Here is a 24,251-nt window from a genome sequence, read left to right as displayed (position 1 = left end):
CGGCGCGGCCGGGAGGTGCTGCGGATGGATCCCGTCGAGGCGCTGAGCAGGATCGCCTTCCTCCTCGAACGCGCCCAGTCCCCCACCTACCGGGTGCGGGCCTTCCGCACCGCCGCGGCCGCCGTCGCCGCCCTGCCGCCGGACGATCTCGCCGAACGGGTGCGGACGGGGACCCTTGAGGCGCTCAAGGGTGTCGGCCCGAAGACGGGGCAGGTGGTGCGGGAGGCGCTGCGCGGTGAAGTACCGGCGTATCTCGCCGACTTGGAGGAGGCGTCCCGCGAGCCGCTGGTGGCCGACGGCGGCACGCGGCTGCGTTCCCTGCTGCGCGGCGACTGCCATCTGCACTCCGACTGGTCCGACGGCGGCAGCGGCATCGAGGAGATGGGCAGGACCGCCGCCGCCCTCGGCCACGAGTGGGCCGTGCTCACCGATCACTCGCCGCGCCTGACCATCGCGCGCGGACTCTCGCCGGACCGGTTGCGCGAGCAGCTGGGCGTCGTGGCCGAACTCAACGCGAAGTGGGCGCCGTTCCGGCTGCTCACCGGCATCGAGTGCGACATCCTGCCGGACGGCACGCTCGACCAGGAGCCCGAACTCCTCGCCCGGCTCGACGTCGTGGTCGTCTCCGTCCACTCCAAGCTGCGCATGGACGCGCCCGCCATGACCCGCCGCATGCTGAAGGCCGTACGCAACCCGCACGCCGACATCCTCGGCCACTGCACCGGCCGCCTCCTCGGCGAGCGGGGCCGGCCCGAGTCGGCCTTCGACGCCGACGCGGTGTTCGCCGCCTGCGCCGAGTCCGGGACGGCCGTGGAGATCAACAGCAGGCCCGAACGCAAGGACCCGCCGAGACGGCTCCTGCGCCGGGCGGTCGCCGCGGGCACCCTGTTCGCCGTCGACACCGACGCCCACGCGCCCGGCCAGCTCGACTGGCAGATCGTCGGGTGCGCGCGGGCCGAGGAGTGCGAGGTGCCGGTGGAGCGCGTGGTCACGGCGTGGGGCGTCGACGAGCTGCTGGCGTGGACGGGTGGGGCCGGGGAGGTCGGGAACGGCCGCTAGCCGTTCCCGATGCCACGTCAGCGCGGCCGTCGCGCCTCCAGGGTGCGGCTGAGGAGCGGGAGCAGCCGGTCCCAGTGCTGCCGGCGCCCAGCAGGGCTGAAGGCCGCCGTGTCGGCCATCGTGAAGCCGTGGGACGGTGTCGGGGTAGATCTCGGTGGCGTAGCCGACACCCGCGGCGTCCAGGGCCTCGTTGAGCTCGCTGATGGCCTCGGGGGTCATGTCGCCCTCGGCGAGGCCGCCGGGCTCAGCCCCCGGCCGCGCCGTCCGACGCCCGGTGGGGACCGGCGCGGACATGCGCCCGTACGCCCTGCAGGCCGAACAGGATGAGCAGTTCGACCGCGCCCCCGTCGGCGCTGCCCAGCCAGTGCGGCATGGCCGTGTCGAACTCGGCCGCCTCACCGGCCGGCAGCGTCATGTCACGCTCGCCGAGCACCAGGCGCAGGCGGCCGCTGAGGACGTACAGCCATTCGTAGCCCTCGTGGGTCTGCGGGGTCGGTTCCAGCGGCTGCGGCCGCGCCGGAATGATCATTTTGAAGGCGTGCACGCCGCCCGGCCGCCGGGACAGCGGCAGAAAGACCATCCCGAACCGCTCGATCGGCTTCAGGTGGATCCGCGGGTCGCCCGTGCGCGGGGCGCCGACGAGGTCGTCCAGCGGCACGTCGTAGATCCGGGCAAGGGGCAACAGCAGTTCCAGGCTCGCCCGGCGCTGTCCGCTCTCCAACCGGGACAGGGTGCTCTCCGACACCCCGGTCACCGCCGCGAGATCAGCGAGCGTGATGCCGCGCTCGCGCCGCAGCGCCCGCAGCCGCGGCCCCACCGCGTCGAGTACGTCTTCCGTTCCACGGTCCACAGGGCCATCTTGCCGGAACCGCAAGATTGCGTGCCAGGTTCCACCGGGCCTGCCGACACTGAGCGCATCCCGACACAAGGAGCCTCGATGAGCACCAACGACGCGGTCACATTCTGGGAAGACGTCTACGGCGGTCGGCAGGCGGCCACCGACCCGCGGCCGAACCAGCGGCTCGCCCAGATCGCCGCGGGCTTTCCGCCCGGTGACGCGCTGGACCTGGGCTGCGGCGACGGCGGCGACGCACTGTGGCTCGCCCGCCAGGGGTGGCGGGTCAGCGCCGTCGACATCGCGGCCGTGGCGGTCGAGCGGCTGTCCGGCCTCGCCCGCGCACGCGGCCTCGGCGACCGGGTCGTCACCGCGCGGCACGACCTCCAGGAGTCCTTCCCCCGGGGAACGTACGACCTGATCTGCGCCCACTACCTCCAGACCCCCTTCGCCCTGGACCGGGCGACGGTCCTGCGGAGGGCCGCGCACGCGCTGCGTCCGGGCGGGCGGCTGCTGGTCGTCGACCACGGCTCGGCCGCGCCGTGGTCGTGGAACCAGGACCCCGACGTCCACTACCCCACCCCTGCGGAAGTCGCCGCGGGCATCGGCCTCGACCCGGTGACGTGGACGGTCGAGCGGGCCGACGCACCGCGCAGGACGGCGACCGGACCGGACGGGCGCACCGCCGAGGTCACCGACCACATCCTGCTCGTCCGCCGCACCGCCTGACCCGGCCGCTCCACGCAGCCCCACCCGGCGTCACCGCGCCACCGACCCGGCGCCTCCACGGAGCCGATCCCACCGCCTCCACCGACCCGGCCCGCCCCCTCCGCACAACCGGCCCAGGACCGTCGCGCCGACCGACCGGCGCCGTCGCCCCTCCCCTCCGCCTCAGCCCCCGCTCTCCCGAACCGGCCTCAGCCCCCGCTCTCCCGAAGGACCACCACCATGCCCACCACATCCCGCCGCCCCCGCCGCACCGACACCCCTCCGCCCCGCACCGGCAGCAGCGAGGCCGACGTCCTGCGCGGCTTCCTCGACTATCTGCGGACGTCGATGGCGGCGAAGGTCGACGGCGCGCCCGAGCCGCAGGTCCGTACCGCCGCGGTGCCTTCGGGCACGAACCTGCTCGGCCTGCTCCAGCACCTGACCTTCGTCGAACGCGCGATCTTCCTCGGGGACCAGGTCTCCGACTGGCAGGCGACGTTCCGTGCCGCGCCGACGGACAGCGTGGCCGACGTCGTCGCCCGCTACCGAGAGGCGGTCGCCCGCGCCGACGACGTGCTCGACGGATGCGCCGACCTCGGCGCGCCGGTCCCCCGGCCGCGCCCGGGAAAGCCCGCCCCCAGCGTCCGCTGGGCCCTCACCCACATGATCGAGGAGACCGGACGGCACGCCGGTCACGCGGACATCCTGCGCGAGCTGATCGACGGCGCGACCGGCCGCTGACTCCTCCGCGCACGGCGGGTGGCCGGATTGCGGCGCACGGCACGGCGACCAGGCCGGGACCGCCGGGCGGGCGCCCCGAGGAACGCGGCCGGGCCGTGCCCGTATCGGCGGGCCGTCTCGCACGTTGGCCGGGTGACCTTGTCGGTCCCGCGAGACGAGAGACGAGAACCCAGCCCGATGCGCGCTCATCCCCGCAGGCGTCCTGCCGGAAGGACCCTGCTCCTCCTCGCAGCCCTGACCATCCCCCTGACCCTCGGTCAGGCGCCCGCCCCTGCCGTGGCCCCCGTTCCTCCGCCCGCCGTGGCCCCCGTCCTCGACCAGGACTTCGCCGACCCGGACATCGTCAAGGCGGGCCGCACGTACCACGCGTACGCGACCCACGGCGCCACGCAGAACGTCCAGCACGCCACGTCCACCGACCTCAGGCACTGGAAGCCCGACAGCGGCGACGTGCTGCCGGTGCTCGGGGCGTGGGCGCTGCCCAGGCGCGACCTGGTGTGGGCGCCGGAGGTGTACGACAACGGCGACGGCTACACGATGCACTACACCGCCCACGACCGCGCGAGCGACAGGCAGTGCGTGGGCGTCGCCCTGTCCGGCTCGCCGGACGGGCCGTTCCGGCCGGTCGGCGACAGGCCGCTGATCTGTCCGGCGGCGCAGGGCGGCGCGATCGACGCCTCGAGCCACACCGAGGACGGCCGGCGGTATGTGCTGTGGAAGAACGACGGCAACTGCTGTGGCCTGGGGACCCGGCTGTACCTCCAGCCCACCTCGTGGGACGGCACCCGTGTCACGGGGGATCCGGTGCCGCTGGCCGAGCGGGACCAGGAGTGGGAGGGCCCGCTCGTGGAGGCCCCCACGCTCGTGCGGCGCGACGGCCGCCATGTGCTGTTCTACTCGGCGCACTTCTACCGCGGCGACCAGTACCTGACCGCGTACGCGGTGGCGGACAAGCTGACCGGCCCGTATGTGAAGGCGCCCGGCCCGCTCATGACGACGGGCGGCTTCTCGGGCGCCGTCCGCGGGCCCGGCGGCCAGGACGTGGTGAAAGGTCCGGACGGCCGGGACCGCATCGTCTTCCACGGCTGGAACGCCAACTACACACAGCGGGCCATGTACCTCGCGGGCCTGAGCTTCGTGGACGGCCGACCGGTCGTGGGCGACGTCGAGGTGCCGTGAGCACGCGCGGTCAGTGGTGGGTCCACAGGTTCCACAGTCGGCTGCCCAGAGCCACGTACATGCCGCGGGAGACGTCGAGGCCGTCGTCCGCCGCCATGTGCGCCCGGTCGGCGGCCGTCGTGCGCTGCGGAGTTCCGGCCAGGGGGCTGACGGCGGGCACGGACGCGGCGAGGCCGAGGCCGAAGACCGTCACGGTGGCCGCCGTGAGCGCGGGCAGGGCGAAGCGTGCGCGATGCATGAGGAGGTTCCCTTCGGGATGAGTGGGGCCGCCCGGCGGCGTGCCGCGCCGGTGCGGTCCTGCCGACGCGTCCGTCGACCGGCGCGGTCACCCGCGGCGGTGAGCGGTCACCCGCAGAGGTGAATCGCCGGGCCGGTGGCCTGAGTTTGCGGGGGTCGGCCTCCGCGCACCACCGCGTCCCGCTTGTTTCCCGCATCTCGGGACAAATACATTCCTGACCTGCTGGGACGTGCCCGTCCCGGGACAGGAAGCAGCGGGGGCGGGACGCCGTCGCCGGCCATCCAAGGGGGCTGTTCTCGATGACCGACCACGGAGGACGCGAGCACCCCCCGGCTCCCGGAGGACGCGACCACCCCGCCGCGCCACGGCAGTTGGGCGCGGCCCTACGGGCGCTCCAGCAGCGTTCGGGACGTACGTTGCGGAGCCTGGAGGAGCAGGTACGGATCAGTGACTCGTCGCTCTCGCGCTACTTCCGGGGCGACACCGTGCCGCCCTGGCCGGTGGTCCGTGACGTGTGCCGGGCGCTCGGCGGCGACCCCACGGAGTTCCGGGCGCTGTGGGAGGCGGCCGACCGCAGTCGGCCCGAGCCTCCGTCGGAGCCCGCGGCTTCGTCGTCGCCCGCTGCCGGCCGGTTCGCTGTCGTGCGGGCCCGCCTGACCGGCCGCTGGGCGTTCGCGACGGCGGGCGCCGTGGCCGGGCTGCTCGCCGGGGTCGTCGTCGCCGTGCTGACGCTCCAGTCCGCGCCGCCGGGTCCCGCGGCGGGTGCCGGGGCGGCCGCCGGTTCCACGGGACGGGTCCCGGTCGCGGAGGGCAGCGTGCGCGCCGACGAGGCCTCGGCCGGCGCCCCGAAGCCGCCGGAGGCGACGCGGATCCTCGTCAGCCGGGCCACGGGCAACTGCCTGGACGACAGCCTCGACAAGGGCCTGCGCTCCTACGCGTGCAACGGGATGCCGTACCAGTGGTGGACCGTCAACCGGTCGGCCGACGGCGGCCGTCAGCTCCGCAACCACGCCACGGGGAAGTGCCTCGCCGACGGCGGGAAGGGACTGCGTACGGTGCCGTGCGGTGCCGCGCCGTCCCAGAGGTGGCTGTTCGTCGCGGGAGCCGACGAGGCGGTGGGGGTGCGGAACACGGTCACGGGAAGGTGCCTCACCGACCACAGCCGCCCGGGTCTGCGGGCGTTGCGCTGTACGTCCACGCGGCACCAGAAGTGGGCGTGAGGGGCGGCCGCGGCGCCCGTCGTCACGCCGAAGTGCCGTCGCGCACGGAGGTGTTGACGGCGCCGGGTGCCGCGACGGACCCGCGCGGCCGCACGAACGCCGAGAGCATGACCGCGCCTGCCGCCACCGCGGCCGCGTACACCACGGCCGCGACGGCAAGGTCCTCCGGCAGCTGCGTACCGGCGGGCCGCGCCGACGCGACGTAGGACGTGAACAGCAGCCTCCAGGCGCTCCACGCGAAGAGCGGGCCCGATCCCAGCCAGCCGAGGACCAAGGGGGCCCAGCGGGGCCGTGCGGCTGGTCGTGGCGGGGCAGGGTCAGGGACGCGGGCGGGGTCTCATGGGGTGCGGGGGGCGCCGAGGTCGTCCAGGAAGTCGGTGTAGGCGCACAGTCGGGCGGTGTAGTCGCGGATCAGGGCCACGCACTCGTCCAGGTCCCGTGCCTCCATCTCGGGCAGTTCCCGCAGCACCTCCCAGAGTTCGTCGCCGTCCCCGGGGTCGGGGTCGGCGCCCGCCTCGCCCGTCACGACGAACACCCCGTCGCGCAGGTCCACCACCACGTCCACGCGGGCCTCGCGCCGGTCGCCGCGCCACTCCTCTCCCACCAGGTCGAACGAGACGCCGACGGAGAGGTGGGCCTCGACCGCGGGCGGCATGATCCCGCCGTAGCGCGGCCTCACGGCGTCCTGGTGGGCGAGGAACTGGGCGTATCCGTAGGACTGAAAGTCGCGCACCGCTTCGTTGAGCGCTGCCATGAGCACGGCCGCCCCCGCGGCTGCGGCATCCATGGCCACAGGATAGGCGGGCCTCCCCTTCCGGCCCACCGATGCTTCGGCGAGCGGCGCCTGTTACAGGGCTATCCACTCGCGGGAGGTCGTGACCTCGTCGAGGACGCCGGGCAGCGGTACGACGCCGAGGCCGGGGCCGGTGGGGACGTCGAGGTGGCCGTCGGCGAGGACGAAGGGCTCCGTGATGTCGGTGGCGAAGTAGCGGTGGGAGCCGGAGGTGTCGCCGGGCAGGGTGAAGCCGGGCAGGGCGGCCAGGGCGACGTTGGCGGCGCGGCCGATGCCGGTCTCCAGCATGCCGCCGCACCAGACGGGGATGCCGTGGGCGCTCGCGAGGTCGTGGATGCGGCGGGCCTCGAGATAGCCGCCGACCCGGGCGGGCTTGATGTTGATGACGGAGCAGGCGCCGAGCGAGATGGCCGCGGCCGCGTGTGCGGCGGACTCGATGGACTCGTCCAGGCACACCGGGGTGCGCAGCTGCTTGGCCAGGGCGGCGTGCTGCACCAGGTCGTCGTTGGCCAGGGGCTGTTCGATCAGCAGCAGGCCGAGGTCGTCGAGGCCGGTGAGGTGCTGGGCGTCCGCCAGGGTGTAGGCGGCGTTGGCGTCGACCTGGAGGAGCAGGTCGTCGCCGAAGCGCTCGCGCACCGCGCGTACGGGCTCGACGTCCCAGCCCGGTTCGATCTTCAGCTTGATCCGGACGTAGCCCTCGGCGATGTACGCCTCGACCGCGTCGAGGAGTTCGGGGACGGAGTCCATGATGCCGACGGAGACCCCGCACGGGACCCGGTCCCTGGCGGCACCCAGGTAGGAGCCGAACGACTCGTCGGCGGCGCGCAGTTGGGCGTCCAGGAGGGCCGTCTCCAGCGCGGACTTCGCCATCCGGTGGCCGGTGAAGGGGTCCAGGATCCGGCCCACGGCCTGCACGTCGAGGCCGTCCTTCGGCAGGGCGGGGATCAGGAACTCCCGCAGGACGTGCTGGGCTCCGTCGACGTACTCGGAGCAGTAGCGGGGCTCGGACATGGCCGCGCACTCGGCCCAGCCCTCGCCGTCGGCGGTGACGACGCGGACCAGGAGCACGTCGCGACTGGTCTCCACGCCGAAGGAGGTGCGGAACGGGGCGACGAGGGGCATCGCGATGCGGCGCAGTTCGACGCCGGAGATCTTGTTCTTCATGGCTGGTGGCTCTCTTTCAGGCGGTGGTCGGGAATCAGGCGGGCAGCGGGCGGGCGTCAGGAACGGGGCGGGGTGCGTCGCACCACGTAGCGGCGGCGTTCGTGGAAGCCGGTGACGCGGGCGCCGTCGGCGAGGAGGCCGCCCAGGGTGTGCCGTACGGCGAGCCGCCAGGCCCGGGCGGCGCCGGGGTCCGTGCGGCGCAGGGCCTCGATGTCGTCGGGCAGGTCGATGAGGACGGTGTCGGCGTCGGTCGCGACGGTCTCCGGGCGGCCGCCGCGATCGCGCAGGGCGTGGGCGGCGCCGACGGGCGGCTCGATCGGCTCCGGCGGGGCGGGTGCGGTGAGGTCCCAGGCGGCGAGGACGCGGTCGGACTCGTCGCCGCCGTTGATGGCGTCGTCCATCGCGCCGTAGAAGGAGGTCAGATACTCCTCGGGCCGGGCGCCGAGCTTGACGAGGTTGAAGTAGGCGTTGCGGCGGATGAGCGGGTCGTAGGTCCAGGTGATGCGCGTCAGGCCGCGGGCGAGCGCCCACTGCCGCTGGTGCGTCTTGAGGGCGAGGCCCACGCCGCGGCCCATGACGGCGCCGGTGATGTGCGAGTGCAGGCTGGCGCCTATGGGTTCGCCGAAGAAGGCGACGGAGGCCCCGACCAGACGGCCGTCCTCGTACGCCCCCGCCACGTAGTTGCCCGCGTGGGAGAGGGCCCGCATGGCCTCGGCCGAGAGGGGTGACTGGCCGGGTTCGCTGCCCCAGATGTCGGCGTAGAGGAGGCTGACCGCCTCGAAGTCGGCCATGTCGTGGAGTTCCCGGATGGCCGGTCCGTTCGCGACGGGCGATGCGGCGAGGAGGGTCGACGCGTGCGCCTGGGCCGTCTCGTTCAGGAGCGTCGAGGCGTCCGGGAGGGGCGACGTGTCCGGGAGGCGTGGGGTGTTCGGGACGGGCGATCCGGTCATCGCACCGCTCCGACGAGGCGGGCCAGGAGCCGGGCGCGGTGCGGCATGGTGGCGGTGAGCACGTGTTCGTGGTCGGCGTGCGCGCCGTCGCCGACCGCGCCGAGGCCGTCGAGGGTGGGGCAGCCGGCGCCTGCGGTGTAGTTGCCGTCGGAGGCTCCGCCGACCGCGGTCTGCGACAGCGGGCCCAGGCCGAGCCACACGGCTTCCTCGGCGGCCAGGGCGAACAGCTTCCGGGAGGCGTCGGCCGCCAGGGGCGGCCGGTTGGGGCCGCCGTCGATCTGCAGGCGGGCAGCGGGGTTCTGCGGCTCCAGGCCCTTGACGAGCCGGTCGACGGCTTCCTGCGCCGCCGCGGTGGGCACCCGGACGTCCACGCTCAGCTCGGCACGCGCGGGCACGGTGTTGCTCGTGGTTCCGGCGCGCAGCACCGTCGGCGTCACGGTCGTGCCGGGCCCGGTGGAGGCGGTGACGGCCTCGGCGACGCCCTGCAGGGCGAGGAGTTGGTGGGCGAGTTCGGTGGCCGCGTTGACGCCCTTCTCCGGTTCGAGGCCGGAGTGGGCGGCGCGGCCGTGGACGGTGATGTCGTAGAGGGACACGCCCTTGCGGCTGGTCTTCAGCGCGCCTCCCGGTGCCGAGGGCTCCAGGACGAAGGTGGCCGCGCACCGGCGCGCGAGATCCTCGATGAGCCCGCGGGAGGTGTCCGAGCCGGTCTCCTCGTCCCCGGTGACCAGGACGCAGAGGCCGTCGAGGGAGGGCAGCGAGGCGAGGCCGTGGAACATCTGGACCAGTCCGGCCTTCATGTCGAAGACCCCGGGGCCGCGGGCGACGCCCTGCTCCACCGACCAGGGGTGGGTGGCGAGGGAGCCGGTCGGCCAGACGGTGTCGTGATGGCCGAGGAGCAGGATCCGCGGCGTTCCGAAGGTCCAGAGCACGTGGGTGATGCCCTCGGTGACCAGGGTGCGGGGCGAGGCGCCGAGCAGTCGGCGGCCCTGCGCCGCGACCACCTGGGCGCTGCGGCCGACGGCGGCGTGGTCGGCCGAGTAGGACTCGCAGGTGACGAGTTCTTCCAGGTCGGCGAGCATGGCGTCCAGGCTCGGCACGGGGCCCGGCTGATGGTCCGGCTGTGGCTGTGGCTGCGGCTGTGGCTCCGGCTTCGCGGACGGGCTTTCGTCGTCGTGCGGCACGGGTGGGTCCTCCAGGGTGGATCGGCCACCACGCGGGACGGGCGGCGGGTGCCGCAGGCGTGGTGGGGTGACGGCCTGATTCGGCGTCAGGCCAGGGGCGCTTGTTCGGTCCGGGCGCTCGGGCCGGGGGCTCGGGCCGGGGGCTCGGGCCGGGCGCTCCGTCCGGGGCGGGCGCTCGGCTCACGTGTTCGTTGAGCCCACGCGTTCGTTCAGCTCATGTGCTCGCTCAGCCCATGCACTCGCTCATGAGCCGTCGCACGTTCCCGCCGAGGATCCGGAGGATGTCCTCCTCGGGCAGACCCCGGCGGACCATCGCCTCGGTGACCCGGGGCAGGTCGGCCGGACCTTCCAGGCCGGGGAAGCGGAACATCGGGTCCTCGTCGTCGGCGTTCTCGCAGCAGGGCGGGGTGAGGTCCGCGATGATCTCTTCGAGGAAGTCGGCCCCGAGGCCGACGTGGTCGATCCCGGCCACCGAGACGACGTGCTCGATGTGGTCGACGACCCGGTCGACGCTCACCTTCGACTCGTCGTCGGTGAGGAAGTCCGCCACGAAGTTCACGCACACCACGCCGCCGGTGCCGGCCACGCCACGGATCTGCTCGTCGGTGAGGTTGCGGTGGTGGTCCCGCAGGGCGCGGGCGCAGGAGTGGGTGGCGATCAGCGGACGGGTGGCCAGCTCCAGGACATGGGCGACGCCGCTGTCTCCCAGGTGGGAGATGTCGAAGAGCATGCCGAGGCGTTCCATCTCGCGCAGCGCCTCGACGCCGGGGGCGGTCAGGCGGCTGCCGGTGGCGTTCTCCCGGCTGCCGTCGGCGAGCGGCGTACGTCCCCAGTGGGCGATCGAGGCGATGCGTACGCCGAGCCGGTGCAGGGTGGCGAACAGTTCGACGGAAGCGTCGACGCCGGGCGCGCTCTCCAGGGCGAGGACGAGGGCGATCTTGTCGTCGGCGAGGGTCCGGTCGATGTCCGCGCCGTCGCGGCACAGGGCGACGTGCTCGGCGTTGGCCTCGGCGATGACGTGGCCGCACTCGATCATGCGGAGGGTCTGCCGGAGCGCTCCTTCGGGGCGGTACTGCTCGTCGATGAACACCGGCAGGACCTGGATGTCGACGCCGCCCTCGCGCAGCTGCGGCAGCCACCGCTCCCGGAAGAAGCTGCCCCACCGCTGCGGGGGCCGGGCGGAGACGGCCATGAGGAGGTCGTTGTGGGCATCGGCGACGACGGCGCGGTGGTGGAGGCCCAGAGACACGACGGAACCTTTCGCGTGGCGGGGAGCGGGGCGGCCCGGCGGCACCTCGCCGGAGGGCGGCGGCACGGAACGATGCGGGCGTACGGGACACAACGTACGCACGACGAAGCCCTGGGATCTTGGTTCAACAGGACAAACCAGCAGGTCGATGCTTGGGCGTGCGGACAAGTCCGGGGCGCGGAGCGGTCTTTAGAGTGGCGAACCACCACCCCCCTGCACCCACGTGGCCTCTTCGGTCACCACCGCACGTACGCAGAAGGAGACACCCATGCGACGCAGGACAAGCGCTGCCGTGGCCCTGGCATTCACGGCTTCCTTGATGACGGCTCCGGCCGCGTCGGCGGTCTCGCCCGTGTCCGACGGGCCCACCGGGTCACCGCGGTGCGACTCCAAGCCCCTCCAGAAGGCGCTCAAGGCACTGCGCGGTGCCGGCGCCTCGGGGATCAGCGTGACGGTGAAGAGTCCGCACTGCGGTGTGCGGAAGAGCGGTGTCGGCCTCGCCGACCTCAGGACGGGCCGCAAGGCGGTCGGCAACGAGCACAGCCGTATCGCCAGCAACACGAAGACGTGGGTGGCGACGGTCGTGCTGCAGCTGGTCGGCGAGGGCAGGATCAAGCTCGACGGCAAGGTCGACGACTACCTGCCCGGCCTGATCCGCACCGAGCACTACGACGGCCGCAAGATCACGATCCGGCAGCTGCTCCAGCACACCAGCGGACTGCCCGACTATCTGGAAGCGCCTTACTGGGAGGACGACGAGAAGCACCGCTGGGATCACACCGAGCCCCTGCTGACGGTCAAGCAGGCGCTGAAGCTGCCCCCGCCCGACGACAGGACTCCGGACGGCTTCTCGTACTCCAACACCAACTACAACCTGGCCGGTCTGATCGTCACGAAGGTCACGGGGCGGAGCATCGGCACCGAGATCAAGCAGCGGATCATCAAGCCCCTCGGCCTGCGCGAGACCTACTGGCCCGGTGACCGCGTCACGCTCCGCAAGCCGGACCTGCGCGGCTACGTGGAGCGCGACGGCACCCTCGTGGACAAGACCGAGTGGAACGTCTCCGCTGCCGACGCGTCGGGTGCGCTCGTCTCCTCCGGCGCGGACGTGACGGCCTTCTGGACGGCGCTGATGTCCGGGAAGCTGCTCGCTCCCGCGCAGCTGGCCGAGATGAAGCGGACGATTCCGGATGACTCCGCGGGTTCCCGCTACGGCCTCGGCGTCGAGCGCTACGAGCCCGGCCCGGGCCTCGTCGCCTGGGGGCACAGCGGCTACATGGAGAGCGGCCACAAGCTCAGGAACGCCGTCACCGACGACGGCAGGCGGGCCGTGACGCTGCTGATCGGGTCGGAGTCGTTCGACGAGAAGAAGGTGGACTCCGTGCTGAACGGGCTCATCCGCAATCTGCGCTGACCGGGTGGCGGCCTCGGGGTTCCGGCGGCGGCGCGCGGCACGGGAGCGCGCCGCCGCCGGAGCGTCACCCCGGCACGTCGGCGGACCCGGCCCCGGCGGCACCGCCGATCCCCGCGAGCGTCCTCAACTGCAGCCAGAGGACCAGTCGTTCGTCGGGGTTCTCCAGGTCGATGCCGAGCTGGCGTCCGGCCTGCTTGAGGCGGTAGCGGCAGGTGTTGGGGTGGACGGAGAGCTCCTTGGCCGCGCTCGCCACGTCGCAGCCCGCGTCGAACCAGGCCACCAGGGTGTGGGCGTAGTCGGTGCCGTGCTCGGCGTCCGCCGCGAGCACCCTCCGCCAGGCCCCCTCGGCCAACTCCCGGCGCTCGCGCATCACTTCGGAGAGCCGAAGCAGCGTCACCCGGGGACGCACCTCGTCGACCGTCGCCACCGGCAGCGCGTCGTCGAGCAGCCGCAGGACGAGATCCGCGTCCGCGCGTGAGTCCGCCACCCCGCCGAGGTCGGGCACCACCGCGCCGAGCGCGGCCCGCACCGGCACCCGCAGCGACCGTCCGGCCCGGCGCACGATGTCCTCCGCGAGCCGCCGGTGCCGCAGGTCGCCCACCGCCCGCTCCTGCGGTACGTGGGCGGCGTCCGGCTCCCCCGACGCGGGCAGCAGCGCGTACACCACCCCGTCCAGCAGCACGCACGCGTGCCGTCCGTAGCGTGCCTCGCACTGCAGGCGTACGACGTCGAGCAGGCGCAGCGACGTCCGCTCGGCGTCCGGCACGCTCGCCGCCGAGTCCAGCACGAACGCGGCCACACGCGCCGAGTCGAGGCCCAGGCGGTGGGCGGCCGTCGAGGCGTCCGCCGAACCGTCGAGCAAGCGGCGCAGCAGGTCGGTGTTCTGATGGCGCGCCAGCTCCTGGGCCGCGCGGGCGCGCAGCAGGAGCAGCGCGGCCGTGGACGCGCCCTGCGCCAGGGTCTGCTCGGCGTCCGGGGCGAGCGTGCCGTCGTCGACGACCCAGACCGAGCCGAGTGCCTCGCCGCCCGCCCGGACGACGGTGGCGAGTCTCGACAGGCCGCCCTCCTTGAGCGGGGGCAGCCGCACCGGCTTGTCGGCGGCGAACACCCGGCGGACCTGTTCCGCGTTGTCCAGGCTGCCCGGGACCTGCAGGCCGAGGATGCCCTGGCGGCGGTCCTCGTCGACGGGCTGTCCCGGCACCGTGGAGTAGGCCAGGATCCGCCCGCGCGGATCCTCCACCGACGTCGCACCGCCGGTCGCCGCCGCGATCGCGTCGGCCAGCGCGAACAGGTCCCCGAGGCCGCCGCCGTGGGTGTTCCGGCCGTCGACCGCCGAGGCCAGCATCAGGTGCACGTGGTGCCAGGCCGCCTCGTCGTCGACCGTCAGGAGCGCCACACCGCACGCCTCGGCCGCACCGACCGGCCCCTTCGCACCCCGCACCACGACACCGGCCATCCCGGCCTCCGCCACGTCCCGCACCAGCGCCTCGGCCGCGTCCGCCGACACGCCGACCGCGAGCAGCAGCGCTCCGGGCGCGTGCGGCAGCGGAACGTACGCGTCGTACAGCAGCACCTCGGTGACCGGAGTGGCCGACCCGGCGGGCGCGGTCCGCAGCCGCAACGACGAGCTGCCGACGACGTCCACCAGGTCCCCGAGCGTGCAGGCGTCCATGGGTGCTCCTCGTCGCGTCGGCCTCGGTCCGGGCAGGTCTGCCCGCCCTGGCAGCCCAGGGTGCTCCCCCGAGGCATCCGACCACTTGGCCGATCCCCACAGAAACGTAGGCATCCGTTGGCCGGATGCACAACCCTGGTCGCCCGCGGTCGACCGCCAGCCGTTCCTCACCGACACTCCCCGAGGCGCTGCCGAGGCTGGCCGCGCGCCCGTGCGAGGCGGTCTGGGCCACGACGAGGTCCGCCGCCGTTGGACGGTGACGGCCCGGCACGCCAAGGGGTGCCGGGCCGTCCGTCATGTCACGCTTCCGCTCGGCGGCTGTCGACGCCAGTGGATGTCCACGCCGGCCGACGCCGACCTCAGCGGATGTTGACGTCGATGCACGCGTAGAACGCGTTGGCCGTGTCGCCGATGTTCCAGACCGCGAGGACCTTGTGGCGGCCGGTGGCGCTGCCGAGGTTCACCTGGTGCGAGACGGTCGCGGGGGGCTGCTGGTTGCCGCCGTCGATGGTGGCCACCTTGGTGCCGTCGACGAAGTACTCGTAGTTCAGGGTGCGGTGCCGGGCGGTGAACGTCCAGGTGAACGTCTGCGTCCTGCTGACGTCGTGGACCCGCCAGCCCTTGTTGTCGTCGTCGAGCTCCGCGAACCTGGCGTTGCCGCCGCTGCAGCTGCGCAGGCCCTTGGGGCCCTCGACGCTCTGCGGTTCCCACTTGATCTCGCCGCACGAGACCGTGCCCTGGGCGCACTGCGCCTGGCGGCTCGCGGGTGCGTTGACGTAGCCGTGCGCGCTGGCCGAGCCGGTCGGCAGGGTGAGGGCGAGGACCGGTGCCAGACCGGCGCCGATCACGGCGGCTATCTTCCGCTTCTTGTCCATGCGTACTCCTTCACGGCATTGCTTCATGGGGGGGTGACGTGAAGTGCTCTTGGGGCTCGTGGGGGGTGGGGTCGCGGCAGGCCGGTGTGGACAGTGGGGCCTGATGTTCGCGGCTGCCGATTAGTCTGGACCATAGACTTTGGCAGGTCACGGTCAAGGGCGATTTCGGGCCACGTGCGGGGGCGCGCGTCGGGCGCCGCCCTGGCACCGACCCGGTTCCGGACTTGTGCCGGGCTTGTGCCGGATTTGCGCCGGGCTTGCGCCGGGCGTCCGGTCCGACGCCGGTCAGGCCGCCGTCAGGTACCGCGTGAGCATGGCGACGAGTTCGTCCTCCAGGCGGCGGGCGTCCACCGAGAGCGGCGCGGCGACGAGTCGATGCACGACCATCTCGACCGCGGACACGACGAGATGCGCGGCGACCTCGATGTCGGTGACGCGGACTTCGGGGTGGCTCGCGAGCAACTCCCGCGTGTACGCGACCCGTTCCCACTCGTGCCGGGCCATCCGCTCGGTCAGCTCGGGGGCGTGCGGCGTCTGCTCCATCATGACCTGCAACAACTTCGGGTCGTCCAGGTGGTTGTCGATCACGGCGCGCACGAATCCGCGCATGATCGCTTCGAGGGAGTCGGACGGGTCGCCGTCCTGACGTTCCCTGAGCGCGACCGCCCCGGCGTCGAGGTGCCGGTTCACCAGCTCAAGCAGGATCGCGTCCTTGTTCGGGTAGTACTGATACAGCGAACCGATCGAGATCCGCGCCCGCTCCGCGATCCGGTTCGTGGTCCCCGCCGCGTACCCGTACTCGGCGAAAACGTGAGCAGCCGCGGCGAGGATCCGCTGCCGGGTCAGCTCGGCCCGCGCCTGACGCGGTTGTTTACGTGCTCGGAGCGAGTGCGGATCCGTCGCCATGCCACCCTCCTTCGCGCGCCCCGAAAGCGAGTAGCGCAGGATGCGAGTAATTGCTCACAATGGTGCCACGACCTGCGGGTGAGCGGTGCACAGCCGCCACGGGCGGGTGCGTCGGGCCGAGCTCCCCCAGGCCCACCGGACCGACCGACCGCCGGCCCAGCCCAGCCCCACCCAGCCCCAAGGAGCCTTCGTGACGCAGACCGGTGTCCGCCCCCGGCGGCTTTCCCTGGCCGAAGTCCGTGAGCGGCTCGGACCGCCCGACGCCCTGGTCGAGGCGAAGATCCTCGACCGGATAGACGAGCACTTCCGCCGCTTCATCGCCCACTCCCCCTTCCTCTCCCTGGCGACGGCCGACGCGGCGGGCCGCGCCGACTGCTCACCCCGCGGCGACTACCCGGGGTTCGTGAAGGTGCTCGACGAGCACACCCTCGCGATGCCCGACCGCCCCGGCAACAAGATCGCCGACTCGTTCCGGAACCTCGCGGAGAACGACGGCGTCGGCCTGTGCTTCCTCGTCCCCGGAGTCCGCGAGACGCTGCGGGTCAACGGCAGCGCGTACGCCACCGACGAACCCGACGTCCTCGCCCGGATGCACACCGAGGGCCGCGAGGCCGAAATGGCCCTGATCATCGAGGTGGAGCAGGCCTACTTCCACTGCGGCCGCGCCCTCGTCCGCTCCCGTCTGTGGGACCCCGCGAGCCAGGCGCTGGCCGACGAGATGCCCACGGCCGGCGAACTCGTCACCTCACAGCTGGGCTGGGACGTCGACCCGAAGGTCGTCGACGAGGGCCTTGAAGACGCGTACCACACGCTCTACTGACGCCACGTCAGCCACATCGGCCACGTCAGCCAAATCAGCCACATCGGCCATGTCATGGGCATCAGCCCTATCAGCCCCACCGATCCGCCCCGAGGTGAATCAGCGATGCAGGCGCAGCACACCGTCATCGACCGCGTCGACCAGGTGGCCGAGGACGTCGTCTCGCTCGTCCTGCGCGCCGCCACCGGACCCCTTGCACCCTGGGAGCCCGGCGCGCACATCGACCTGACGCTGCCGAACTGGTTGACCCGCTCGTACTCGCTGTGCGGGGACCCCGACGACCAGGAACGCTATCGCGTCGCGGTGCGCCACGACCCGCTCAGCCGGGGCGGCTCGGAGTACATCCACCACTACTTCCGCCCGGGCCGCGCCCTGGAAGTGTCGCCGCCCCGCAACCACTTCCCGCTCCTGCCCGCGCCGCGCTACCTCTTCCTCGCCGGCGGCATCGGCATCACCCCGCTGCTGCCGATGCTGGCCGCGGCCGTCGCTGCGGACATCCCGGCCACCCTCGTCTACGTGGGACGGTCGACGTCGACCATGCCCTTCGCCGAGGGGCTGCGCGCGCGGTACGGCGACCGGGTGCGGCTCGTCGCCACCAGCGAGGACGGCCGGCCGGACCTCGGGACCCTGGCCGAGTCCCTCGCGCCAGACGCGCTGGTCTACTGCTGCGGCCCCGCGCCGATGATCGCCGCGGCGCAGGCCGTCTTCCCCGCCGAGCGGCTGCACACCGAACGGTTTCGCCCTGCCGCCCGGACCTTCGCCCCGAACACGCCCTTCGACGCGGTGTGCGCCCGCTCCGGCCGCACCGTCCCGGTCGCCGCCGACCAATCGCTCCTGGACGCCCTGAAGCGCGCCGGGTACCCGGTGGCCTCCGGCTGCCGCGAGGGCGTCTGCGGCAGCTGCGAACTCACCGTGCTCTCCGGCAACCCCGAACACCGCGACGACATCGGCGCCCCCGCCGGGCGCATGTACGCGTGCGTCTCGCGCGCCCTCACTCCCGAACTGCACCTGGATCTCTGAGCACTCCACCTGAGCTCACGTCCGGGCAAGGCGTTCACGCATCTGAACATGCGGAACGCGGTCGACTTCGACCTCTACGAACTCGACATCGCCACCGGCGAATTGACGGTCCTCACACAGAGCCCCGGCCGGGACGCGGGCCGACCGCGCGCGCCCGCTGACCGTCTCCTCGCCCGGTACCGCGACGCCTGGCCCGAATCGGCACACCGGACACTCCTGTCGAGAAACAGCCCGTTCGTGACGCGCGCGAACGGGTACTCCGTGCTGCGGACGCGCTGTCTCCGCAGTCGCCGACCTGCGCAAGTCTCCGCCAGTTCACCGATATGGACACCACCGGTACTCGCGGTACCGTACGGTTTCTCGTACACGGTACGACGAGAGGCTGCCGATGAACCGTGCGTCCGTGGCAGTCTCTAGCCAGTCGGCTGGCTTTTGTCGAACGGCCAGGAAGGAACGACTCAATCCGATCGCGGATTGTCCAACGGGGTGTCGAGGAACCACAGATTCCGGTCTCGGACTGCCAACGGGGTGTTGTCTCACGATTGATTAAGTGATGGTGCATGGCTCCGAGTCCCGGCCTGACCAGCCCGCGGGAGTCAGCCGCAGACGGCCTCATCGGCCCCACACGGCAGCAGAGCCCGCCTCTCCTTCACACGCCGCCCTCGGGACGGCGCCCGGAGCGTGGCCGCTGCCACTCGGAGCACCGCAGACCCGACCAGCATCCGCTGCACTCACTGTGTGAGGAGTTCTTCATGCAAGCGTTAGGTGTCCTCGTCGTGGACCGGCATCCCGTCATCAGGTACGCCCTCTCATCCCTGCTGGACACCAGAGTGGCGTGGACCGCGGAGGCGGCGACGAGCGACGAGGCCTGGCACGTCGTCAGGAACTCCTGCCCGGGTGTCGTCGTCCTCGAACTGGAGCTGGAGGGCGCGACCAGCGGCGCCGACCTGTGCCAGCAGGTGAAGGCGATGGACAACTCGCCCCGGGTCGTGGTCTTCACCGGGGACACCTCGCCCGGCGCCGTGGTCGCGGCGATATCGGCCGGGGCCGACAGCTTCCTGCACAAGAGCGTCGGCAGCGCGGAGCTGGTGGACGCGGTGGTACGCACCCACCTCGGCCAGCGCATGTGGATACTCGGCAAGAACGAACGCGACCACATAGACGTGCGGAGCGTCACGTCCGACGGGCTGCCCGCCATCACCCGCAGGGAGGAGGAAGTGCTGAGCCTCGTCCTGCGGCGGTACACCAACGAGGAGATAGCCGGTGAACTCTCCCTGGCCCCGCAGACCATAAAGAATCAGGTCAGCAGCGCGCTGCGGAAGCTGGGTGTGAGCGGTCGCCGCGAGCTGTTCCGCAAGTACTCCTTCCAGGCGGGCGTGCCCACCGGAGCCAGGGGCTGACCCGGAGCGCCCCCGCACATGTCGTCCCGCGCAGCTGTCATCCGCCTCCCCTCGAACGCCCCTGGACGAAGTCGCGGGCCCCGACGCGCGCACCGGGGGAATCGATGATGTCGGCCAGCAACTCACGATGCGAGCGGTACTCGTCGGCCAGCTCCCCGTCGCGCGCCCGGGCCAGCACGGCCTTGCTCGCGCGGACGGCGTGGTCCGCGTGCGCGGCGATCCTCTCGCCCAGCTCACAGGCCGCCGCCACGGCCGTGCCCGCGGGCACCACACGGTTGACCAGACCCAGCTCGAAGGCGCGCCGCGCGTCGATCGGTTCGCCGGTCAGAGCCATCTCCATCGCCACGACGGGCGCGATCGCGCGTGGCAGCCGCAACAGACCGCCGGCCGCGGCCACAAGCCCCCGGCGCACCTCGGGCAGCGCGAACCTCGCGTCCGCCGACGCCACCACCATGTCGCAGGCGAGCACCATCTCGAAGCCACCGCCGACGGCGGCCCCCTCCACGGCGGCGATCAGCGGCTTGGCAGGCGGCCGCTCCGTGAGACCTCCGAAGCCGCGATCCGGCAGGGAGGCGCGCTCACCGCGGGCGAAGGCGGCGAGGTCCATCCCGGCGCAGAACGCCGGCGGAGTGCCCGTGAGCACGCCCACCCGCAGCTCCTCACGAGCGTCCAACTCCGCGAAGGCGCGCGCCAGTTCCTCCGCCATCGCACGGGTCAGCGCGTTGCGCACCCGGGGCCGGTTCAGCCGCACCACCAGGACCGGGCCGCGCCGCTCGACCAGTACATCGGCAGCGCTCCCGGGGGCGCCGCCACCGTCGGCCCGGTCCGCTCCGCGGCCGCCGTCCGCCTCGGCCGCGCGGCCCTGCCCGTTCTCTCCGGTCACACCTCTGCCCACCCTGAATCGGCGTGTTACGGGGGTTTGACCAGTCAGCGTAGTGGGGGCCGCGGCGGCCACCTACGCCCTGGAAGTACTCGTCCTGACGCCCGTTTGAGTACCCCCGATGACTGTACGGGCACGCCCGCGCACACGTGCAATCCCTATGCGGGACGGGGGGTCGTCCCCCGATACCGCCCGACGAGGGAGAGGTTTGCCATGGACGCCCTGACGGAGGCCCTGCAGGCCGATACGCCGACCAGCGAGTGGGAGGGCCTTTCGCCGCCCTCCTCCTATCTGGCGGCACATCTGCGGGCCGAGGACATGGACCGGTTCGCTCCCGGCGAGGAACGCGACGTCCGCACCACTTTGCACGTCGACACGGTCCCCATGCCCGAACTCGCCCCGGACGAGGTCCTGGTGGCGGTCATGGCAAGCTCCATCAACTACAACACCGTGTGGTCGGCGACGTTCGAGCCCGTGCCCACGTTCTCGTTCCTGCAACGCCTCGGCCGCCAGGGCGGGTTCGCGAGCCGCCATGACCAGCCGTACCACGTCGTCGGATCCGACGCGGCGGGCGTGGTCGTGCGCGCGGGCGCGGGCGTGCGCCGCTGGGCCGCGGGAGACCACGTCGTGGTGAGCTGCGTCCAGGTGGACGACCAGGAGCCGGCCACGCACGCCGACGGCATGATGGGCGCCGAGCAGCGCATCTGGGGCTACGAGACGAACTTCGGGGGCCTCGCCCACTACGCCGTGGTGCGGGCCAGCCAACTGCTGCCCAAGCCCACGCACCTGACGTGGGAGGAGGCCGCGTCCGTGCTCCTGACCGCGGCCACGTCGTACCGCATGCTGGTGAGCGACAAGGGGGCCCGGATCAAGCAGGGCGACATCGTGCTGATCTGGGGCGCTGCGGGCGGACTCGGCGGCTACGCCCTGCAGATGGTGAAGAACGCCGGGGGCATCGCTGTGGGCGTCGTCGGCTCCGAGCGCAAGGCCGAGGCGCTGCGGCAACTCGGCTGCGACGTCGTCATCAACCGCGCCGAACTCGGTCTGGACGCGGCGAACGACCCCACGCCGGAGCAGACCATCGAGCTCGGCAAGCGGCTCGGGCGGGCCGTCAGGGACGCGCTCGGCGAGGATCCGCACGTCGTCTTCGACTACGTCGGCAAGGCGACGTTCGGGCTCTCCGTCTTCGTGGTCCGGCGCGGCGGCACCGTGGTCACCTGCGGTTCGAGCACCGGCTACGACCACCACTTCGACAACCGCTACCTGTGGATGAACCTCAAGCGCATCGTGGGCAGCCACGCCGCCAATCTGCAGGAGCAGTGGGAGTGCAACCGGCTGTTCCAGCTCGGCCGCCTGACCCCGGTCCTCTCCGACGTCTATCCGCTGGAGAAGGTCGGCGAGGCGGCCGCCCTGGTGCAGCGCAACGAACACCTCGGCAAGGTGGGCGTGCTGTGCCTGGCGCCCGAGCCCGGTCTCGGCGTCACCGACCCCGAGCGGCGTCTTGCCCTCGACCCGGAGGGCAAGAACCCCTTCGCGGCGCGGCGGCCCGCGCGGGCCTGACGGGCAGACGAGTGCGGGCCCGCGCGCTGCGCGGGCCCGCATCGGTCGGGACGGCTACTGCTGCTTGCGGTAGACCGAGACCGCGTCCCTGCTGTCGTAGTGGAACGGCTCCTTGCGCCAGCCGCCCCAGCGGTCCTCCAGCTCCAGACCGCCCAGGCGGGCCATCAGGTCCTGCTCCGACGGCCACACGAACCGCATGGTCGCCGCGATGATCTTGTTGCCCTTCTCGCTCATGATGACGTCCGTGCGCTTGACCATCTGCGTCGTCGGGTCGACGTGGTTCATCTCGAACCAGGCGAGCCGGGGGTGCCCGGCGAGGCGCCCGGAGATGCGGAACGGCTCGGTCATGCCGTAGTCGTTCTGCCGCCCGCGCTGGTAGTACGTCATGTCCGGCACGATGTTCTGGACGACGACCCGCCCGCCGGGCTTGAGCGCCTTGGCGCTGTTGGCGAGGCAGCGTGCCTGCTCGTCCTGGTCGGGCAGGACGAACAGCGTGGCCAGGGCGATGAAGACGACGTCGTACTTCTCCTCGACGTCGACGTCGGCGAAGTTGCCCTCGATGGCCTCGATCTGGTCCCCGCCGGGCTTCTCCTTGAGCTTCTGCAGCATCTTCGGGGACGCGTCGATGCCCGCCACCCGCACGCCGCGCTGCGCAAGCGGCAGGGCCACGCGGCCGGTGCCGATGCCCAGTTCGAGGGCCGTGCCGTCCTTGGCGAGCGCCGCGAGGAAGTCCGCGGCCTCCTCCGCGTCGTCCCGGCTGTCGTCGGGCGTCCAGCTGTCCCAGATGTCGGCGTAGCGGTCCCACTCCTCCGCCGCCTCTTCCTGCCACTGCTTGCTGGTCTTGCGACCGGTGTGCTGACTGGCCATCTCGTCACTCACCTCTCATCACGTGGAAAAATCCCGTTGTCACGCCGTGGCCCTGGGACGTCATCCCATGGCCTTGGCGAAGCCGGACTCGGGAAGGCGGCCCGACTTCACATCGGTGAGCGCGCCGTCGAGCGCGCCGGCTATCTCCGCCACGTCGTCCTCGGTGATGACGAGCGGCGGCATGAGCATCAGGTTCGGCACCACGCGCAGGCTGGAGCTGAGCACGCCCCGGGCCTCCAGGGCCATGCGCAGCTTGTTGACCTTGCCGGGCGACCACGAGGGGCCGCCGGGCTCGCCGAGTTCCAGGCCGCAGAACAGGCCGAGGCAGCGGAAGCCGGTCAGCTCGGGGTGCTGGGCCTGCAGCTTGCCCAGGGCGGCGAGGAGGTCCGCCTCGCGTCGGCGCACGTTCTCCAGGACGCCGTCCTCGGTGAGGGCCCCGATCACGGCGAGGGCCGCCGCCGCGGCCACCGCGTGCCCGTCGTTGGTCGAGCCGACGCTCAGCGCGGTGTCGCCCGTGGTGCGCTCGTGCAGCTGCTCGTAGAGCCGGTCGTGGATGGCGACGGCCGACATCGGTACGTACCCGGAGGTGATGCCCTTGCCCAGGGTGATGATGTCGGGCGTGACGTCGGGCAGTTGCCCGGCGCGGGTGAAGTCGCCGACGCGGCCCATGCCGGTGACGACCTCGTCGAAGATCAGGTGGATGTCGTGCTCCCGGCAGAACCGGCCGAGGGAGCCCAGGTACTCCGGGGACAGGATGTGCCCGCCCTCGCCGACGACGGGCTCCACGATCACCGCGGTCACCCGCTCGGGGCCGAACTCGCGGATCAGCCGCTCCATGTCGCTGACGCCGGGCGTCGCGCCGTGGGAGAACGGGCCCGGGGCGTGGTGCACCTCGGGGAGCATGGGGCCGGTCTGGTGGTGCAGATAGGGGACGCCGGTCACCATGCCGGCGCCGGGGCCCTGCCCGTGGAAGCCGTCCCACATGGCGAACACGGCCATGCGCTCGGGCTGTCCGGCGCGCAGCCGAAGGAAGCGGGAGAGCTGCAGGGCCATCTCCACCGCCTGGGCGCCGTTGCTGGCGAACCGCACGTGGTTGATGCCCTCGGGCAGGTGCCCGACGAGGGCCTCGGCGCAGTCCACGGTGACCTGGGCGGGCCTGCCGTAGCCGTAGCTGTTGGCGAACGGCAGCTTGTCGACCTGCTGCTTGATGGCTTCCTTGACGCGTGTGTTGCCGTATCCGAGCGTCACGTTCCACAGTCCGGAGCGGCCGTCCAGGTACCAGCGTCCGCCGGAGTCACGGACACGCACACCGTCGGACTCGGCGAGCAGGTCGTCGGAGGACAGCGCCTTGAGGTAGGGGCGCGGCACGCCGCTGTTCCACAGGGCGTAGTCGGCGGGGTCGATCACGATAGGTCCCTTTCTCTTCTCTGCTGGGTTCTGCTGGGTGCGCTCGCTGACGGTGGTCGGGGGTGTGGGATGGGGGTGGGGTGCGGGTGGGGCGGGAGGTGTCGCCGGTGCGG

Annotated in this window: 24 protein-coding genes and 1 pseudogene; 10 read left to right on the top strand and 15 right to left on the bottom strand. The window is 72.5% G+C overall.

Annotated elements, in window-relative coordinates; genetic code table 11:
• Nucleotides 1–24 precede the first annotated feature (24 nt).
• Nucleotides 25–1,059: a PHP domain-containing protein gene (locus tag OO63_RS03650; protein ID WP_030356437.1), complete on the top strand. Its 1,035-nt coding sequence runs from the start codon at nucleotides 25–27 to the stop codon at nucleotides 1,057–1,059.
• A gap of 17 nt (nucleotides 1,060–1,076) precedes the next feature.
• Here the strand turns inward: OO63_RS03650 and OO63_RS43115 are convergent.
• Nucleotides 1,077–1,296: pseudogene (locus OO63_RS43115) on the bottom strand (dienelactone hydrolase family protein); the annotation flags it as partial.
• Nucleotides 1,297–1,303: 7 nt separating this feature from the next.
• Nucleotides 1,304–1,909 (bottom strand): helix-turn-helix domain-containing protein, encoded by a 606-nt coding sequence (locus OO63_RS03645; RefSeq protein ID WP_030356436.1) that lies wholly within the window; start codon nucleotides 1,907–1,909, stop codon nucleotides 1,304–1,306.
• An 87-nt stretch (nucleotides 1,910–1,996) separates the two neighbouring features.
• Between OO63_RS03645 and OO63_RS03640 the strand changes: the two genes are divergently transcribed.
• From OO63_RS03640 to OO63_RS03630, 3 genes are all read left to right on the top strand, one after another.
• Nucleotides 1,997–2,623, top strand: coding sequence for a class I SAM-dependent methyltransferase (locus tag OO63_RS03640; RefSeq protein WP_030356435.1), 627 nt, complete (start codon nucleotides 1,997–1,999; stop codon nucleotides 2,621–2,623).
• Nucleotides 2,624–2,842: 219 nt separating this feature from the next.
• Nucleotides 2,843–3,343 (top strand): DinB family protein, encoded by a 501-nt coding sequence (locus OO63_RS03635; RefSeq protein WP_030356434.1) that lies wholly within the window; start codon nucleotides 2,843–2,845, stop codon nucleotides 3,341–3,343.
• 177 nt (nucleotides 3,344–3,520) lie between these two features.
• Complete coding sequence (locus OO63_RS03630) at nucleotides 3,521–4,522, top strand: glycoside hydrolase family 43 protein (RefSeq protein ID WP_031192482.1); 1,002 nt, start codon at nucleotides 3,521–3,523, stop codon at nucleotides 4,520–4,522.
• A 10-nt stretch (nucleotides 4,523–4,532) separates the two neighbouring features.
• Here OO63_RS03630 and OO63_RS03625 read toward each other — a convergent pair whose 3' ends face one another.
• Complete coding sequence (locus OO63_RS03625; RefSeq protein WP_030356432.1) at nucleotides 4,533–4,760, bottom strand: hypothetical protein; 228 nt, start codon at nucleotides 4,758–4,760, stop codon at nucleotides 4,533–4,535.
• 299 nt (nucleotides 4,761–5,059) lie between these two features.
• Between OO63_RS03625 and OO63_RS42010 the strand changes: the two genes are divergently transcribed.
• A complete protein-coding gene (locus OO63_RS42010; RefSeq protein WP_078618868.1) occupies nucleotides 5,060–5,980 on the top strand; it encodes a helix-turn-helix domain-containing protein in 921 nt (306 codons plus the stop codon).
• Nucleotides 5,981–6,002: 22 nt separating this feature from the next.
• On the opposite strand, the gene OO63_RS03610 is transcribed toward OO63_RS42010, so the two are convergent.
• The 6 genes from OO63_RS03610 to OO63_RS03585 all read right to left on the bottom strand — a co-directional run bounded on the left by OO63_RS03610 (nucleotide 6,003) and on the right by OO63_RS03585 (nucleotide 11,317).
• Nucleotides 6,003–6,254, bottom strand: a complete 252-nt coding sequence (locus OO63_RS03610) for a hypothetical protein (RefSeq protein WP_030356430.1) — start codon at nucleotides 6,252–6,254, stop codon at nucleotides 6,003–6,005.
• Between the two features lie 63 nt (nucleotides 6,255–6,317).
• On the bottom strand, nucleotides 6,318–6,767 hold the full coding sequence (locus OO63_RS03605) for a hypothetical protein (RefSeq protein WP_030356429.1): 450 nt from the start codon (nucleotides 6,765–6,767) through the stop codon (nucleotides 6,318–6,320).
• Between the two features lie 60 nt (nucleotides 6,768–6,827).
• Nucleotides 6,828–7,937 (bottom strand): o-succinylbenzoate synthase, encoded by a 1,110-nt coding sequence (menC, locus tag OO63_RS03600; RefSeq protein ID WP_030356428.1) that lies wholly within the window; start codon nucleotides 7,935–7,937, stop codon nucleotides 6,828–6,830.
• A gap of 56 nt (nucleotides 7,938–7,993) precedes the next feature.
• The gene (locus OO63_RS03595; protein WP_033263788.1) at nucleotides 7,994–8,728 is read right to left on the bottom strand and encodes a hypothetical protein; all 735 of its coding nucleotides are present in this window, start codon (nucleotides 8,726–8,728) and stop codon (nucleotides 7,994–7,996) included.
• Nucleotides 8,729–8,883: 155 nt separating this feature from the next.
• Complete coding sequence (locus OO63_RS03590; protein WP_030356426.1) at nucleotides 8,884–9,966, bottom strand: M20 family metallopeptidase; 1,083 nt, start codon at nucleotides 9,964–9,966, stop codon at nucleotides 8,884–8,886.
• A 328-nt stretch (nucleotides 9,967–10,294) separates the two neighbouring features.
• Nucleotides 10,295–11,317, bottom strand: a complete 1,023-nt coding sequence (locus OO63_RS03585; RefSeq protein WP_030356425.1) for a dipeptidase — start codon at nucleotides 11,315–11,317, stop codon at nucleotides 10,295–10,297.
• 268 nt (nucleotides 11,318–11,585) lie between these two features.
• On the opposite strand from OO63_RS03585, the gene OO63_RS03580 reads away from it, so the two are divergent.
• Nucleotides 11,586–12,731: a serine hydrolase domain-containing protein gene (locus tag OO63_RS03580; RefSeq protein WP_234310989.1), complete on the top strand. Its 1,146-nt coding sequence runs from the start codon at nucleotides 11,586–11,588 to the stop codon at nucleotides 12,729–12,731.
• Between the two features lie 64 nt (nucleotides 12,732–12,795).
• Here OO63_RS03580 and OO63_RS03575 read toward each other — a convergent pair whose 3' ends face one another.
• The 3 genes from OO63_RS03575 to OO63_RS03565 all read right to left on the bottom strand — a co-directional run bounded on the left by OO63_RS03575 (nucleotide 12,796) and on the right by OO63_RS03565 (nucleotide 16,184).
• Nucleotides 12,796–14,403, bottom strand: a complete 1,608-nt coding sequence (locus OO63_RS03575; protein ID WP_030356423.1) for a PucR family transcriptional regulator — start codon at nucleotides 14,401–14,403, stop codon at nucleotides 12,796–12,798.
• Nucleotides 14,404–14,762: 359 nt separating this feature from the next.
• Nucleotides 14,763–15,278 (bottom strand): lytic polysaccharide monooxygenase auxiliary activity family 9 protein, encoded by a 516-nt coding sequence (locus tag OO63_RS03570; RefSeq protein ID WP_030356422.1) that lies wholly within the window; start codon nucleotides 15,276–15,278, stop codon nucleotides 14,763–14,765.
• 285 nt (nucleotides 15,279–15,563) lie between these two features.
• A complete protein-coding gene (locus OO63_RS03565) occupies nucleotides 15,564–16,184 on the bottom strand; it encodes a TetR/AcrR family transcriptional regulator (protein ID WP_030356421.1) in 621 nt (206 codons plus the stop codon).
• A gap of 190 nt (nucleotides 16,185–16,374) precedes the next feature.
• Between OO63_RS03565 and OO63_RS03560 the strand changes: the two genes are divergently transcribed.
• The 3 genes from OO63_RS03560 (at nucleotide 16,375) to OO63_RS03550 (ending at nucleotide 19,424) form a co-directional block, all read left to right on the top strand.
• Nucleotides 16,375–17,004 (top strand): MSMEG_1061 family FMN-dependent PPOX-type flavoprotein, encoded by a 630-nt coding sequence (locus tag OO63_RS03560; RefSeq protein WP_030356420.1) that lies wholly within the window; start codon nucleotides 16,375–16,377, stop codon nucleotides 17,002–17,004.
• Between the two features lie 105 nt (nucleotides 17,005–17,109).
• Entirely contained in the window at nucleotides 17,110–18,024 is a 915-nt protein-coding gene (locus OO63_RS03555) for a PDR/VanB family oxidoreductase (protein ID WP_030356419.1), read from the top strand.
• Nucleotides 18,025–18,776: 752 nt separating this feature from the next.
• Nucleotides 18,777–19,424, top strand: a complete 648-nt coding sequence (locus OO63_RS03550) for a response regulator transcription factor (protein WP_158798878.1) — start codon at nucleotides 18,777–18,779, stop codon at nucleotides 19,422–19,424.
• A gap of 37 nt (nucleotides 19,425–19,461) precedes the next feature.
• On the opposite strand, the gene OO63_RS03545 is transcribed toward OO63_RS03550, so the two are convergent.
• On the bottom strand, nucleotides 19,462–20,307 hold the full coding sequence (locus tag OO63_RS03545) for a crotonase/enoyl-CoA hydratase family protein (protein ID WP_078618864.1): 846 nt from the start codon (nucleotides 20,305–20,307) through the stop codon (nucleotides 19,462–19,464).
• A 210-nt stretch (nucleotides 20,308–20,517) separates the two neighbouring features.
• On the opposite strand from OO63_RS03545, the gene ccrA reads away from it, so the two are divergent.
• A complete protein-coding gene (gene ccrA / locus OO63_RS03540) occupies nucleotides 20,518–21,864 on the top strand; it encodes a crotonyl-CoA carboxylase/reductase (protein ID WP_030356416.1) in 1,347 nt (448 codons plus the stop codon).
• 54 nt (nucleotides 21,865–21,918) lie between these two features.
• Here the strand turns inward: ccrA and OO63_RS03535 are convergent, their stop codons facing one another.
• Complete coding sequence (locus OO63_RS03535) at nucleotides 21,919–22,731, bottom strand: class I SAM-dependent DNA methyltransferase (protein ID WP_030356415.1); 813 nt, start codon at nucleotides 22,729–22,731, stop codon at nucleotides 21,919–21,921.
• 60 nt (nucleotides 22,732–22,791) lie between these two features.
• Nucleotides 22,792–24,138: an aminotransferase family protein gene (locus OO63_RS03530; protein ID WP_030356414.1), complete on the bottom strand. Its 1,347-nt coding sequence runs from the start codon at nucleotides 24,136–24,138 to the stop codon at nucleotides 22,792–22,794.
• Nucleotides 24,139–24,251 lie beyond the last annotated feature (113 nt).

This window comes from Streptomyces alboflavus, from assembly GCF_000716675.1.
Classification (GTDB): Bacteria; Actinomycetota; Actinomycetes; order Streptomycetales; family Streptomycetaceae; genus Streptomyces; species Streptomyces alboflavus.
This window is presented reverse-complemented; position numbering and strand designations above follow the sequence as displayed.

What these genes read in the sequence shown, in the direction of transcription:
- OO63_RS03650 (WP_030356437.1), top strand. Translation starts at nt 25, where the DNA reads ATGGATCCCGTCGAGGCGCTGAGCAGGATCGCCTTCCTCCTCGAACGC.
- OO63_RS03640 (WP_030356435.1), top strand. Translation starts at nt 1,997, where the DNA reads ATGAGCACCAACGACGCGGTCACATTCTGGGAAGACGTCTACGGCGGT.
- OO63_RS03635 (WP_030356434.1), top strand. Translation starts at nt 2,843, where the DNA reads ATGCCCACCACATCCCGCCGCCCCCGCCGCACCGACACCCCTCCGCCC.
- OO63_RS03630 (WP_031192482.1), top strand. Translation starts at nt 3,521, where the DNA reads ATGCGCGCTCATCCCCGCAGGCGTCCTGCCGGAAGGACCCTGCTCCTC.
- OO63_RS03625 (WP_030356432.1), bottom strand. Translation starts at nt 4,760, where the DNA reads ATGCATCGCGCACGCTTCGCCCTGCCCGCGCTCACGGCGGCCACCGTG.
- OO63_RS42010 (WP_078618868.1), top strand. Translation starts at nt 5,060, where the DNA reads ATGACCGACCACGGAGGACGCGAGCACCCCCCGGCTCCCGGAGGACGC.
- OO63_RS03605 (WP_030356429.1), bottom strand. Translation starts at nt 6,767, where the DNA reads ATGGATGCCGCAGCCGCGGGGGCGGCCGTGCTCATGGCAGCGCTCAAC.
- menC (WP_030356428.1), bottom strand. Translation starts at nt 7,937, where the DNA reads ATGAAGAACAAGATCTCCGGCGTCGAACTGCGCCGCATCGCGATGCCC.
- OO63_RS03595 (WP_033263788.1), bottom strand. Translation starts at nt 8,728, where the DNA reads ATGGCCGACTTCGAGGCGGTCAGCCTCCTCTACGCCGACATCTGGGGC.
- OO63_RS03590 (WP_030356426.1), bottom strand. Translation starts at nt 9,966, where the DNA reads ATGCTCGCCGACCTGGAAGAACTCGTCACCTGCGAGTCCTACTCGGCC.
- OO63_RS03580 (WP_234310989.1), top strand. Translation starts at nt 11,586, where the DNA reads ATGCGACGCAGGACAAGCGCTGCCGTGGCCCTGGCATTCACGGCTTCC.
- OO63_RS03575 (WP_030356423.1), bottom strand. Translation starts at nt 14,403, where the DNA reads ATGGACGCCTGCACGCTCGGGGACCTGGTGGACGTCGTCGGCAGCTCG.
- OO63_RS03570 (WP_030356422.1), bottom strand. Translation starts at nt 15,278, where the DNA reads ATGGACAAGAAGCGGAAGATAGCCGCCGTGATCGGCGCCGGTCTGGCA.
- OO63_RS03565 (WP_030356421.1), bottom strand. Translation starts at nt 16,184, where the DNA reads ATGGCGACGGATCCGCACTCGCTCCGAGCACGTAAACAACCGCGTCAG.
- OO63_RS03555 (WP_030356419.1), top strand. Translation starts at nt 17,110, where the DNA reads ATGCAGGCGCAGCACACCGTCATCGACCGCGTCGACCAGGTGGCCGAG.
- OO63_RS03550 (WP_158798878.1), top strand. Translation starts at nt 18,777, where the DNA reads ATGCAAGCGTTAGGTGTCCTCGTCGTGGACCGGCATCCCGTCATCAGG.
- ccrA (WP_030356416.1), top strand. Translation starts at nt 20,518, where the DNA reads ATGGACGCCCTGACGGAGGCCCTGCAGGCCGATACGCCGACCAGCGAG.
- OO63_RS03535 (WP_030356415.1), bottom strand. Translation starts at nt 22,731, where the DNA reads ATGGCCAGTCAGCACACCGGTCGCAAGACCAGCAAGCAGTGGCAGGAA.